Here is a 13,067-nt window from a genome sequence, read left to right on the forward strand (position 1 = left end):
CTGCTGACGAAGCGGTGGAGGCTCAGGCCTCGACCGACTCCTCGGTGAGGTTGCGGCTCAGGTTGGGGTCAACCTGGACGCCCGGCCCCATCGTGGTCGAGAAGACCGTCTTCTTGATGTAGCGGCCCTTCGAGCTGGCCGGCTTCAACCGGAGGATCTCCTCGAGCGCGGCGCTGTAGTTCTCCACCAGCTGGGCCTCGTCGAACGAGACCTTGCCGATGATGAAGTGCAGGTTCGCGTGCCGGTCGACCCGGAACTCGATCTTGCCGCCCTTGATGTCGTTCACGGCCTTGACCACGTCCGGGGTCACGGTGCCGGTCTTCGGGTTCGGCATCAGACCACGCGGGCCGAGCACGCGACCGAGGCGGCCGACCTTGCCCATCAGGTCAGGAGTCGCGACGACGGCGTCGAAGTCGAGCCAGCCGTCGGTCACCTTCTTGATCATGTCGTCGTCGCCGACGAAGTCGGCGCCGGCGGCCTTCGCGGCCTCGGCCTTCTCACCGGTGGCGAAGACGAGGACCCGTGCCGTCTTGCCGGTACCGTGCGGAAGGTTGACGGTGCCGCGCACCATCTGGTCGGCCTTGCGGGGGTCGACCCCGAGGCGCATTGCGACGTCGATCGTGGAGTTGAACTTCTTGCCCGTCGCGCCCTGCTTGGCCAGCTTGATGGCCTCGAGCGGGGTGTACAGGTGGTCGAAGTCGATCTGCTCCGCGATGGCGCGATATGCCTTACTGCGCTGTGCCATGACTGGTTCCTCTCTGGGGTGTGGTCTCCGGGCGGCGCTTCGCCCTGCCACGACTACGTGTGAAGTGGTACTGATCAGCCGTCGACGGTGACGCCCATGGAGCGCGCCGTACCCTCGATGATCTTCATCGCCGCGTCGATGTCGCGGGCGTTCAGATCCGGCATCTTGGTGGTGGCGATCTCGCGGACCTGGTCCTTGGTGATCTTGCCGACCTTGTCGCGCTGCGGGACGGCCGAGCCCTTCTGCAGGCCGGCGGCCTTCTTGATCATCTCCGGCGCCGGCGGCGTCTTGGTGATGAAGGTGAAGGAACGGTCCTCGTAGATCGTGATCTCGACCGGCACCACGTTGCCACGCATGGATTCCGTCTGGGCGTTGTACGCCTTGCAGAACTCCATGATGTTGACGCCGTGCGGGCCGAGCGCGGTACCGACCGGCGGGGCCGGCGTCGCGGCACCGGCCTGGAGCTGCACCTTGACCAGGGCAGCGATCTTCTTACTCTTGGGAGGCATTCTGTCGGGTCCTTAGACTTTCTGGATCTGGTTGAAGCTGAGTTCCACCGGGGTCTCCCGGCCGAAGATCTCCACCAGGGCCTTGATCCGCTGGGCCTCGGCATTGATCTCCGTGACTGTGGCGTGCAGGGTCGCGAACGGCCCGTCGACCACCATGACCGAGTCACCGACACCGAAGTCGGCAACCTCGACCTTCTTCTTCGCCGCGGTCTTGGCGGGTGCGGCGCCGGCTTCGGCTGCCGCCGCCTCGGCTGCCGCCACGACAGCCGGAGCGAGCATCTTCTCGACCTCTTCGAGGCTGAGCGGGACCGGCTTCTGGCTGTTCCCGACGAAGCCCGTCACCGACGGCGTGTGCCGCACGGTCGACCAGGACTCGTCGGTCAGGTCCATCCGGACCAGCACGTAGCCGGGGAGGACGGTGCGCTTGACCATCCGGCGCTGACCGTTCTTGATCTCGGCGACCTCTTCGGTCGGCACGATGATCTCGAAGATGTAGTCCTCCATGTTCAGGGAGTTGATCCGGTTCTCCAGGTTGCCCTTGACCCGGTTCTCCATCCCTGAGTACGTGTGCACGACGTACCAGTCGCCGATCTGCGAACGCAGCCGGCTGCGCAGCTCCTCGAGCGGGTCGCCCGGCTCTTCGGGCTCCGCCTCCGCTACCTCCGCGTCGTCCTCGTCGTCGTCCGTCGCGGCGGCGGCCGCGGCCAGCGCGTCCACGTCAGCGTCGTCGTCGGCGTCGTCGGACTCGTCGTCACCGGACTCGTCGTCACCGCTGGAGAAGACCACCTCGTCGGCCGCGGCAGGCGCCTCGGCGGTGGTCAGCGGAGCGGTCTCGGCGGTCTCGTCGGCCAGCTCCTCGGCGGCGTCCTCGACGTCGTCCTCGGTCACGACCTCGGCGGCCTCGGCCTCGTCGGCCGCCGGCACCACCACGACCGGCTCGTCGTCGGACGTGTCGGCGTCCGCCCGGGGCGTCTCCGCCTCGTCGTCCGCGGAGTACTCGTCGTCGTCCACATCGTCCTCGTCCTCGCCGGCGGCGGCGTCGTCGTCGAGGCCCGCGAACGGGTCGTCGTCGTCATCGTCGTCGTCAGCGAACAGATCGTCATCGGTGGCGTTCTCGTCGAAGTCGAGATCGAGGTCGGCGTCGGATACGTCGAACTCGTCCTCGTGGTCGAGGACCTCGTCGTCGCGCTCGGACACGTCGTACTCCGTCATCTGTGGATCGGGGTCTTGTTCTGCTTCGGGTCGGGTCAGGAGCCCGGGACCTACGGTGGGATCGTGGTGGGCGGCCTCAGCCGAAGATCTTGAACATCGCCCAGCCGAAGGCGAGGTCGAGGACCGAGACGATCGCGATGACGAACACCACGAAGGTCAGGACGACCACGAAGTAGGTGGAGAGCTGCTTGCGGGTCGGCCAGACGACCTTGCGGAGCTCGGCGACCACCTGGCGGTAGAAACGCAGCAGGCCCCTGCCCTGCTTGCCTTCCGCAGGCTTGCCGGCGCCGGACGGTGCCGGGGTGCGCGTCTCCGTCACGACCTACCTCTTTCGCTAGCGGCGGCCTGACCGGCCCTGCGCCGGTCAGGATTTGCAGGGCACGAGGGACTTGAACCCCCAACCTTCGGTTTTGGAGACCGATGCTCTGCCAGTTGAGCTAGTGCCCTCTGCAATCCATCCGGACGCCGCGTCGGACCTGATCTCGGGCATGCCGGATCAGGGCCACCAACGCCCGGACCTAGAGAAGTGTACGGGGTTCGAGCCACCTGGTCGAACTCAGCCTCTCGGCGTCAGTCCGGCCTGACCCTGCCCGCACGACCCCTGGTTGGGCGCCGCACCGCGGACAGAACCATACAACCTCCAGATGGTCCCAACGGACAGTCCCCCCGGCGCGTTCCCCGCCCGCCCCGTGAAACCCGGAAGCAGCGCCGTACGGCGTGGTGCCAGGATGGGCCGTATGGGTTCCAGGATCTCGGCGCGGATCGGCGCCATCAGTGAATCGGCGACGCTGGCGGTCGACGCCAAGGCGAAAGCGCTCAAAGCGGCCGGGCGCCCGGTGATCGGGTTCGGCGCGGGCGAGCCGGACTTCCCGACGCCGGACTACATCGTCGAGGCGGCGGTCGCGGCGGCGCGGGATCCGAAGAACCACCGCTACAGCCCCGCGGGCGGCCTGCCGGAGCTCAAGCAGGCGATCGCGGCCAAGACCAAGCGGGACTCCGGCTACGAGATCGAGGCGTCCCAGGTCCTGGTCACGAACGGCGGCAAGCACGCGGTATACAACGCGTTCGCGACGCTGCTCGACCCGGGGGACGAGGTGCTGCTGCCGGCGCCGTACTGGACGACGTACCCGGAGACGATCCGGCTGGCCGGCGGCGTGCCGGTCGAGGTGCTCGCCGACGAGTCGCAGAACTACTGCGTCACCGTGGAGCAGCTCGAGGCGGCCCGGACCTCGAAGACCAAGGCTCTCCTGTTCTGCTCACCGTCGAACCCGACCGGCGCGGTCGACAGCCCGGAGGCGATCGAGGCGATCGGCCGGTGGGCGCTCGAGCACGACCTGTGGGTGATCACGGACGAGATCTACGAGCACCTGACATACGGCGACGTACGGGCGACCTCGATCCCGGTCGCCGTACCGGAGCTCGCCGACAAGACCGTCGTACTGAACGGTGTCGCCAAGACGTACGCGATGACCGGCTGGCGGGTCGGCTGGATGATCGGGCCGAAGGACGTCATCAAGGCCGCGACGAACCTGCAGTCGCACCAGACCTCGAACGTCTGCAACATCGCCCAGCGGGCCGCGCTCGCCGCGGTATCCGGCGACCTGAGCGCGGTCGACGAGATGAAGGTCGCGTTCGACCGGCGCCGCCGGACCATGGTCCGGATGCTCAACGAGATCCCCGGTGTCGAATGCCCCGAGCCGACCGGCGCGTTCTACGCGTACCCGTCGGTCAAGGGCGTGTTCGGCAAGGAGATCAACGGGCGTACGCCGACCACGTCCGCCGAGCTGGCCGATCTGATCCTCGACGAGGTCGAGGTGGCGGTCGTGCCGGGTGAGGCGTTCGGCGCGCCCGGGTACCTGCGGCTGTCGTACGCGCTGGGCGACGACGACCTGGCCGAGGGCCTCGGCCGGATCGCCAAATTGCTGAGCTGATTTCGCGGGGCGGGTAGGGGATCGGTAACCTTCGGTAATGACGCAGCGGGATCTGCGGGTGCTGCCGAAAACACACCTGCATCTGCACTTCTCCGGGTCGATGCGGCACCTGACGCTGGTCGAGCTGGCGGACAAGCACGGCGTACGGCTGCCGGACGCGCTGCGGACCGATTGGCCGCCGGAGCTGTCGGCGGCGGACGAGCGCGGCTGGTTCCGGTTCCAGCGGCTGTACGACATCGCGCGCTCGGTGCTGCGGACGGAGGACGACGTACGGCGTCTGGTCCGCGAGGCGGCCGAGGACGACCGGGCAGACGGCTCGCGCTGGCTGGAGATCCAGGTGGACCCGTCCGGGTACGCGAGCCGCTTCCACGGGATCACCGAGTTCACCGACCTGGTGCTGGACGCCGCCCGCGACGCGTCGGCGTCGACGGGAATCGCCGTCCAGGTCATCATCGCCGCCAACCGGACCCGGCATCCGCTCGACGCCCGCACACTGGCGCGGCTGGCATCGCAGTACGTCGGACGTGGCGTGGTCGGGTTCGGCCTGTCGAACGACGAGCGGCGCGGTACGACGTCCGAGTTCGAACCGGCCTTCCGGATCGCCCGCCACGCCGGGCTGCTCGCGGCGCCGCACGGTGGTGAGCTGTGCGGTCCGGCGACTGTACGCACCTGTCTGGACGAACTGGGCGCCGGCCGCATCGGCCACGGCGTCCGCTCCGTCGAGGACCCTGACCTCCTGAAGCGCATCGTCGACGCGCAGATCGCGTTGGAGGTCTGCCCCGCGTCCAACGTCTCTCTAGGCGTCTACCGGCGCCCCGAGGACGTCCCCCTCCGCAAGCTCTACGAGGCAGGCGCTCGGATCGCCCTCGGCGCCGACGATCCCCTGCTCTTCGGCTCCCGCCTGGCCGAACAGTACGAAACCGCTCGCGCCGTCCACGGCTTCACAGACTCCGAGCTCGCCGACCTTGCCCGCAGCTCGGTCCTGGCCTCCACCGCCCCACCCGAGGTCCAGAAGACCCTCCTCACCGAAATCGACGAATGGCTGGGAACTCCCGTCACAGTCCCGGCCTGACCTACCTCGCCCGGCACGGCCAAACCGAATGGAACGTCGCGGGCCGCCGGCAAGGCCGTCTCGACTCGCCACTCACTCCACTCGGCCTCGAACAGGCCCACCGGAATGCTCACTTGCTGACCGGCCAAGGCATCGACGCGATCTTCGCCAGCCCACTCGAGCGAGCACGACGTACGGCCTCGATCATCGCTTCTGGGCTCGGACTGACCATCCAGGTTGTCGACGACCTGGCCGAGATCGACCACGGGTTGTGGTCGGGGCTCGGGTCGGGAGAGATCGACGCGCGGTGGCCGGGGCAGCGGGACGTGCGGGAGCGGGAGAAGTACACCTATCGGTTTCCGGAGGGTGAGAGCTACGCGGACGGCGAGGTGCGCGCCGGACGGGTGCTGGAGGAGATCGGGCGGAGCGGCGTACGGCGGCCTTTGCTGGTGTCGCACGAGATGATCGGGCGGATGCTGCTGCGACGGCTCGGCGTACCGGATGCGCTCGGTACGCGGCAGCCGTCCGACGTCGTCTACCGCGTGCGCGCCGGTGGGGTGCTGGAGGGGTTGTCGAGTTCCGGATAAGTGCTGGTTGCGTTCCGGTTCAGGTCATTGTCCGGGGGTCGGGCGCGGGCCTAACTTTGCGTGCATGACGCCGACGAAGATCCTGCTGCCAGAGGAAGAGCTGCCGACCCGTTGGTACAACGTGCTGCACGACCTGCCGACGCCGCCGCCGCCGGTGCTCCATCCGGGCACAGGGCAACCGATCGGGCCGGACGATCTCACGCCGCTGTTCCCGATGGACCTGATCCTGCAGGAGGTCTCTCAGGAGCAGTACGTCGACATTCCGGGCGAGGTGCTCGACGTCTACCGGCTGTGGCGGCCCAGCCCGTTGTATCGCGCGCATCGGCTGGAGAAGGCGCTCGATACGCCGGCCCGGATCTACTACAAGTACGAAGGCGTCTCGCCGGCGGGATCACACAAGCCGAACACCGCAGTCGCCCAGGCGTACTACAACGCGAAGTCCGGCGTCCGGAAGCTCACCACCGAGACCGGCGCCGGGCAGTGGGGTACGGCGCTCGCGTTCGCCTGCGCGCAGTACGGATTGGAGTGCGAGGTCTGGCAGGTGCGGGCGTCGTACGACCAGAAGCCGTACCGGCGGACGATGATGGAGGTGTTCGGGGCGACCGTGCACCCGAGCCCGTCCGACCTGACCGAGGCCGGGCGGAAGATCCTTGCCGGTGACCCCGACTCCACCGGTTCACTCGGGATCGCGATCAGCGAGGCAGTCGAGGCCGCCCTGCAGGATCCCGAGGTGCACTATGCGCTCGGCTCGGTGCTCAACCACGTGCTGATGCACCAGACCATCATCGGCGAGGAGACGCTGATGCAGCTCGCGATGGTGGGCGAGACTCCCGACCTGATCGTCGGCTGCACCGGCGGCGGGTCGAACTTCGGCGGCCTGGCGTTCCCGTTCCTGCGGGAGAAATGGGCCGGCCGGATGTCACCGATCGTGCGCGCGGTCGAGCCGGCCGCGTGCCCGTCACTCACCCAGGGCACGTACGCGTACGACTTCGGCGACACCATCGGGATGACGCCGTTGATGAAGATGCACACGCTGGGCCACGACTTCATCCCCGACCCGATCCACGCCGGCGGCCTGCGGTACCACGGGATGAGCCCGCTGATCAGCCACCTCTACGAGACCGGCGAGATCGAGGCGGTCGCCAAACCACAGTCCGAGTGCTTCGCCGCCGGAGTCCAGTTCGCGCGGACCGAGGGCATCGTCCCCGCGCCCGAGCCCACCCACGCGTTGGCCGCCGCCGTCGAGGAAGCCCAACGCTGCAAGGAGTCCGGCGAGGAGAAGGTCATCCTCACCGCTCTCTGCGGCCACGGTCACCTCGACCTCGCCGCGTACGACGCCTACCTGTCCAACGCCATCGTCGATCGCACCTGGGAGGACGCCGACATCCAGTCAGCCGTAGCCGAAGCCCTGACCCACCTGCCCGCGATCGGCTGACAGGTCAGCGCCCACCGCGCTTCCACCACGGCTTGGGCTGCTTCGCCACCGCGGTGAGCCAGTCCTCCGGGATGGCCCAACCGCGGGAGGTCAACGCGTCGAAGTACTGCACCTTCAGGCTGTCCGGCAGCCAGTACGTCGCCTTGTGGCCGCCGGACACCTCGAAGTACGTCGTCCGTTGGCGACGGCTCCACACCGTCGCCTGGTTCGAGCTGTAGGCGAGGCGCACGTAGTCCCAGCGCGCCTGCTCGTCGTCCATGTCGAAGGGGCGCTCGAGGACGCGCGCCTTGCCCTGTGGCTCCTGCTCGATCTCGTCGATCAGCTTCTGCACGACGAGGCGATCGTCGGTGAGCTCCGTCGGCAGCTGTAGTCCCACCGGATCCAGCACCACCGCACCCAGCTGCGGTCGCGCCACCTCCAGGAACACCTCAAGCAGCGCGAACCCTTCCTCCACCCGTCCGAACCGCTCCAGCTCAGCGTGCAACGTCGTCACGGCTTCCTCGGGCATCCCACAACTTTAGAGCGCCAACGGTGAGGGGCTGCCCCTATCTGCCCCGGGATGCCCCGGCGTCCTCACGCTCAGCAACCGTCTTTCCACGCCGAAATCACCGCCGATTCGCCGCCGCAGTCCATCCACGGCAGCCGAGAACCCCTTTTTCCACAGGGATTCGGGGCAGATCGGGGCACTGTGGGGCAGATCGTCCACAGGGCCCGATTTCGCCGTCGCAGAGGGTGTTCAGCGTCTTACAGTTACCGCCATGTCAGGGCCGAACGAGTTTCTCCGCGAGGCGCGGGAGCGCACCCCATCACGGCGCGCGCCGGGTGAACACATGTCCCGGAGCGAGCTGGCCGACACCATCTGCGCGTGGCTCTGGGACACGACCGAGATCAAGTACGAGCTCGACGGCCACTACATCGCCAAGCTGGAACGCGGCGCGGTCCGCTGGCCCGGCGCGGCGTACCGCTCCGGGCTGCGCCACGTGCTCGGCGTTGCCTCCGACAACGACCTCGGCTTCTTCCCGCCCTCCGGCGTCTCCCTGACCGAGCCGGAGCTGGCGCCGCCCGCGTCGATGGCAGGCCACGACGACGACCTGGTGAACGCGGGCGACGAGTCCATCGGGTTGCTGTCGTTCGCCGAGGAGTCGAACGTCGGCGAGCTCACCGTCGAACAGCTGCACGCCGACATCGAGCGGATCGCGCAGTCGTACCTGCGGACGCCGATCAGGCCGTTGTTCGCGAAGAGCCGTGCGATCCGGGACCGCGCGTTCGGACTGCTGGCCGGCAACCAGTCGCCGCGCCAGTCCCGTGACCTGTACGCGGCCGCCGGCTGGGCGATCACCCTGCTCGCCTGGATGTCGGTCGACCTCGGCCGGCCGGACATCGCCGAGGGTCATACCCGTACAGCCTGGGCCTGCGCCGAGGCCGCGGATCACGACGTACTGCGGGGCTGGATCCGCGCGACCCAGCACACCGCCGCGTTCTGGCAGGAGGACTTCGCCCGCGCGGCGTCGTACGCCGAGGACGGTCTTCGGTACAACGCCGGCACGGCAAGGCTCTTCCTCGCCAGCGCGGCCTCCGTCGACCTCGCCCGCGCCGGACGCACGGACAAGGCCCGTGATCTCCTCGACGTCGCCCGAACCCTCGCCGTCCGTCCGGCCGATTCCGAACCAGGCGGAGTCCTGCTCTGTACGCCGGAACGCGCCGAAGGACTGTGGGCGGACACGCACCTGGCGTTCGGCGACGCACAACGGACCGCGGATCACGCCGACCACAGCATCGCCCTGTTCGAGGCCGTCCCGTACGCACTCCGGAACGCGGGCTCCGAACGGATGGCACGTCTCCAGCAGGCGAAGGCGCGGCTGCTCCTCGGACATCTCGACGGTGCGATCGAGGCGGTCGACCCGGTTCTGGAGCTCCAGCCGGAGTACCGCGTTCGCCCGTTGATCCAGCGCCTCGCGGAGGTCGCGGCCCTGACAGCGCCGTACGCGCGCAGTCCGAAGGGCCGGATGCTGCGGGACCGGATCGCCGAGTTCACGCAGCAACCGGGACTACCGGCCCGCCTGACGACCCCGAACCGACGACGCGTGATCGAGGAGCACACATGATCAGGGAAGTCCGCGATCACTGGTACTGGCGCCCGAACTGGCGTCCCGGGCGATCGTTCTACACGTGGCACGTCGTCTTCCCGAACGACGCCGTGCTGACCGACGTGCACTCGGCGTACCGGCGGCTGGTCGGTGCGCTGCCCGGGATCACGCCGGTGCCGGTCCAATGGCTGCACCTCACGCTGCAGGGCATCGGGTTCGCCGACAAGGTCCCGCAGTCGGACCTCGACCCGATCATCGAGGCGGCGCAACGGCGGCTCGAGTACTTCCGCCCGTTCGAGATCAAGCTCGGCCCCGCGGTCGTCGACGCCGAGAGCCTGCAGCTCCCGGTCTCCCCCGTCGACCGTCTGCGCCGTCTGCGCGCCCAGCTCCGTGCGGCGATCACCGACGTCTGGGGCAGTGACTCCGTCCCCGCACTGCCCGAACTCGACCCACACGTCTCACTCGGCTACTGGAATCAGCCCGCCCCCGCCGAACCGCTCCGCCAACGCGTCAACGCCCTGGCCGGCGGCGTCGCCAGAACCGAGATCAGCCGCGTAAGCCTGATCAACCTGAACCGCGATCACAACCAGTACGAGTGGACCACCTACGCGAGCCTCCAGCTCGGGGCACGGCCTACTGGAGGGAGCTCATGAGCACCGTCAGCCCTTTGGCCGGCGACGCGGCGTCGCTGATCATCCGCGCGCTCCTGGACTTCAGGAGCCTCTGGACCACCCACGACCTAGTGACGACCACCGGCGTTCCCGCGCAGACCATTCGCCGGGTGGTCAACCGGCTCGAGCGCGAAGAACTCGTGGAGCGTCAGGCACCCGGAGTCGTCGCCGTACCGAGCTGGCTCACCCTGCTCCGCCGCTGGAACGAGGAGGTCCGCTTCAGCCGTGACGTCCGTCTGACGTACTGGCGCAGCAAACACGGCGCCCAGCCGCTCCTGGACCGTGTCGCGACCACACCTGTTCGTCACGCAGTCAGCGGCGCGCGTGCGGCACAGATGTGGGCGGCAGAGACACCGGCCGGCCCGACCGTGATCTACACCCCGGACGCGCGGGCTGCTGCCACGGTGTGGGAGCTCGTGCCGGCCAGGGGCAGGTCCATCATCCTGGCTGAGCCTTCCGGGGATGTCGTCTACACCCGTTCCCGGAAGACCGACAGCGGCCTCCGGCTCGCTGCACCCGCGCAGGTCCTCGCAGACCTACTGACGGGTGCAGCGTCGGCCGGCGCTGCTGAACCTCTGACGCTCTGGATGCTGCAGCACGAACTCGAGTGGCGTTACTGAGCCGACGCGTAGGCGCGGATGGAGACCACATGGGCTCGTGGTGCGCCGTTGGTGCGCCTTGTCGTGAGGCGGAGGTGGGTGGCTCGGGTCTGCACGTGGTGGTGCTGGGTGCGGTGGTGGTTGTCGGTGACCTGGGCGACCACCTGCCACGGACTGTCGCCGTTGCGGACCTCCACGTCGTAAGCGGCTACGAGAGTGGGCAGGGACTCGAACGGCGTCCGGTGATGGTGGAGGTTGATGAGGTCCTCCTGGACGTCCGCATCCAGGACGACGACGATCTCGGAGAGTTCGACCGGCTCGGGCCAGGTGAGTTCGAGCCAAGGTTCGGGGTCCCAGGCCAGGTCTTCGGACGACCAGAGGTTCGGGCCGCCGTACGGGCGGGAGTAGCCGCCGATCACCTTCTCAGGCGCGTACGCCGCGGTCTCGCCGAGGCGGATGCACAAGCCGCCGCGGGGCAGGATGTGTTTCCAGGCGCGGAACTGCTCCGTCCACTGCTCGTCGGGCGCCGGGTCGCGATGGGCGAAGTGAACCGTGCCGGGGAGAGCCGTCGCAGCGGTGTGCACGGAGATGTCCGGTGTGCTGCGCAGTACGACGAACGCGTTGGACGGAGCGGACGGACGCCAGGCCAACGGGACGTGGATCCAGCGCTTCTCGCCGGCCGGCACCTCGACTGTGCAGGAGTCGACGAGCTTGGCCGGGAGGTAGTTCTGGGCCTTCACCGGGTCGTGGAGCTCGACGGTCAGCGAACCGCCGGTCGAGTCGACGAGTAGCTCGAAACCGTCGAGCGCGGGGTCGACCGGGATGACCATTCCGAGGTCGGTGGTGAGCGGCAGCGGTCCGGACGAGACCTCGAGCGCCGGCCGGGTCAGGGTGGAGGATGCGGTGACGGTCGCCGACAATGCAACGTTTTCCGGATCGTCGTCGACGACGCCGAGGACCGACGAGTCGGCGCGGGTCAGCGCGTGCTTCATCAGGCCGAACCGGTCGTGCGCCAGCTCCCGTGGCGTCAATCCGTTGCGCAGGGCAACAGAAGCGCCGACCCCGGCCGCTTCACCGAGCAGCGCACAGGTCGCCATCACCCGCGTCGTACCGAACGCGACGTGGCTCGCGCTGATGTTCCGCCCGGCCATCCACAGATTCCGGACGTTCCGTGAGTACAGGGAACGCAGCGGAATGTGGTAGTTGCCGTCCGGATGCCAGTGCTTCGATCCGCGCTCGGCCGCGTACACGCCACCGGGCGGGTGCAGGTCGATCGACCAGCCGCCGAAGGCCACGCGGTCGTCGAAGTCCGTCTGGTCGAGCACGTCGTGCTGGGTCAGCACGTGGTCGCCGAGGAAACGCCGGTACTCACGTTTTCCGGGCACCGACCCGATCCACTCCAGGGTCAGGTTGTCCGCGTCGAACTGCCCGGAGTTCTTGATGTGGTCCCAGATCCCGTACACCACGGCCTGCAGCTCGTCGCGGATCGCCTCGTTGTCGTCGACGACGTCCAGCTCACCGCCCCATTCGATCCACCAGAACGCGCACCCGTTCATATCGGTCCGGATCACGCGTCGTTCCGGAATCGCGGTTTCCGTGACGTCCCGCGCGAAGGACGGCGGCACGAACCGCACCGGCTCCCCGGCGTCCTTGCTGTAGAAGAGGATCGTGCTGCCGAGCGTGTTCGAGTCCGGTACGTCGGGCGCCCACGACTCGTCGTACTCCGAACGCGGCTCCCGCCCGGTCCGGTATTCCGCACCCGCGATGACCCCGACCAGGCCGTCGCCCGAGCAGTCCACGAACACCGGGCTGACGAACCGGATCTCCTTCTCGGACCCCATCTGCCACCCGGTCACCGACCGAATCTCGCCGTCTGCGGCCTCCACCGACCGGACGTCGGTGTTCAGGTACAGCGTTATCCGCGGCTCGGCGCGGACCGCCTCCAGCAGCACGAGATCCCAGTAGTACGGGTTTCCGAGCGGATTCCGGAACTGGTTCTCGACGAACAGCTCACCCATGATGCCGGTCTCGCGGGCGAAGCTCTGGGCGCCGTGCGCGGTCGCCCCGCACACCCACACCCGCACCTCACTGGACGAGTTGCCGCCGAGCACCGGCCGGTTCTGCACCAGCGCCACAGTGCTGCCCTGCCGCGCGGCGCCGATCGCCGCACAGATCCCGGCGAGCCCGCCGCCGACGACGGTCAGATCGGACTGGACCTCGAGCTGCTGCATGCACAAACC

13 protein-coding genes and 1 tRNA gene are annotated in these 13,067 nt (G+C 68.5%); 7 read left to right on the top strand and 7 right to left on the bottom strand.

The annotated features are described in order from the left end of the window. Window positions 1-22: 22 nt before the first annotated feature. From rplA to EV649_RS18545, 5 genes are all read right to left on the bottom strand, one after another. On the bottom strand, window positions 23-745 hold the full coding sequence (rplA, locus tag EV649_RS18525) for a 50S ribosomal protein L1 (protein WP_130384682.1): 723 nt from the start codon (window positions 743-745) through the stop codon (window positions 23-25). Window positions 746-819: 74 nt separating this feature from the next. Continuing rightward, the gene (rplK, locus tag EV649_RS18530) at window positions 820-1,254 is read right to left on the bottom strand and encodes a 50S ribosomal protein L11 (protein ID WP_130384683.1); all 435 of its coding nucleotides are present in this window, start codon (window positions 1,252-1,254) and stop codon (window positions 820-822) included. Between the two features lie 12 nt (window positions 1,255-1,266). Further along, window positions 1,267-2,040: a transcription termination/antitermination protein NusG gene (gene nusG / locus EV649_RS41650; protein ID WP_241998437.1), complete on the bottom strand. Its 774-nt coding sequence runs from the start codon at window positions 2,038-2,040 to the stop codon at window positions 1,267-1,269. Window positions 2,041-2,542: 502 nt separating this feature from the next. Further along, window positions 2,543-2,785 carry a preprotein translocase subunit SecE gene (secE, locus tag EV649_RS18540; protein WP_130384685.1) on the bottom strand — a complete coding sequence of 81 codons (243 nt, stop codon included), beginning with the start codon at window positions 2,783-2,785 and terminating at the stop codon, window positions 2,543-2,545. A gap of 55 nt (window positions 2,786-2,840) precedes the next feature. Continuing rightward, window positions 2,841-2,913, bottom strand: a tRNA-Trp gene (locus EV649_RS18545). A gap of 290 nt (window positions 2,914-3,203) precedes the next feature. Here EV649_RS18545 and EV649_RS18550 point away from each other — a divergent pair. The 4 genes from EV649_RS18550 to EV649_RS18565 all read left to right on the top strand — a co-directional run bounded on the left by EV649_RS18550 (window position 3,204) and on the right by EV649_RS18565 (window position 7,470). Continuing rightward, on the top strand, window positions 3,204-4,397 hold the full coding sequence (locus EV649_RS18550) for a pyridoxal phosphate-dependent aminotransferase (RefSeq protein ID WP_130384686.1): 1,194 nt from the start codon (window positions 3,204-3,206) through the stop codon (window positions 4,395-4,397). Window positions 4,398-4,434: 37 nt separating this feature from the next. Beyond that, the gene (locus EV649_RS18555; protein WP_130384687.1) at window positions 4,435-5,469 is read left to right on the top strand and encodes an adenosine deaminase; all 1,035 of its coding nucleotides are present in this window, start codon (window positions 4,435-4,437) and stop codon (window positions 5,467-5,469) included. After that, entirely contained in the window at window positions 5,436-6,035 is a 600-nt protein-coding gene (locus EV649_RS18560) for a histidine phosphatase family protein (protein WP_130384688.1), read from the top strand. Before EV649_RS18555 ends, EV649_RS18560 begins: the two co-directional genes overlap by 34 nt. 64 nt (window positions 6,036-6,099) lie before the next feature. Continuing rightward, window positions 6,100-7,470: a TrpB-like pyridoxal phosphate-dependent enzyme gene (locus tag EV649_RS18565; RefSeq protein WP_130384689.1), complete on the top strand. Its 1,371-nt coding sequence runs from the start codon at window positions 6,100-6,102 to the stop codon at window positions 7,468-7,470. 4 nt (window positions 7,471-7,474) lie between these two features. Here the strand turns inward: EV649_RS18565 and EV649_RS18570 are convergent, their stop codons facing one another. After that, window positions 7,475-7,978 (bottom strand): hypothetical protein, encoded by a 504-nt coding sequence (locus EV649_RS18570; protein WP_130384690.1) that lies wholly within the window; start codon window positions 7,976-7,978, stop codon window positions 7,475-7,477. 250 nt (window positions 7,979-8,228) lie between these two features. Here EV649_RS18570 and EV649_RS18575 point away from each other — a divergent pair, with 250 nt between their 5' ends. From EV649_RS18575 to EV649_RS18585, 3 genes are read left to right on the top strand one after another with little or no spacing between them, the layout of a single operon-like run. After that, window positions 8,229-9,575, top strand: coding sequence for a hypothetical protein (locus EV649_RS18575; RefSeq protein ID WP_130384691.1), 1,347 nt, complete (start codon window positions 8,229-8,231; stop codon window positions 9,573-9,575). After that, the gene (locus EV649_RS18580; RefSeq protein ID WP_130384692.1) at window positions 9,572-10,210 is read left to right on the top strand and encodes a 2'-5' RNA ligase family protein; all 639 of its coding nucleotides are present in this window, start codon (window positions 9,572-9,574) and stop codon (window positions 10,208-10,210) included. Before EV649_RS18575 ends, EV649_RS18580 begins: the two co-directional genes overlap by 4 nt. Next, window positions 10,207-10,848 carry a helix-turn-helix domain-containing protein gene (locus tag EV649_RS18585; RefSeq protein ID WP_130384693.1) on the top strand — a complete coding sequence of 214 codons (642 nt, stop codon included), beginning with the start codon at window positions 10,207-10,209 and terminating at the stop codon, window positions 10,846-10,848. The genes EV649_RS18580 and EV649_RS18585 overlap by 4 nt, the downstream gene beginning before the upstream one ends. Here the strand turns inward: EV649_RS18585 and EV649_RS18590 are convergent. Further along, window positions 10,842-13,058, bottom strand: coding sequence for an FAD-dependent oxidoreductase (locus EV649_RS18590; protein ID WP_130384694.1), 2,217 nt, complete (start codon window positions 13,056-13,058; stop codon window positions 10,842-10,844). The genes EV649_RS18585 and EV649_RS18590 overlap by 7 nt on opposite strands. Window positions 13,059-13,067: the final 9 nt, after the last annotated feature.

It is taken from the genome of Kribbella sp. VKM Ac-2569 (assembly GCF_004216905.1).
Lineage (GTDB): Bacteria > Actinomycetota > Actinomycetes > Propionibacteriales > Kribbellaceae > Kribbella.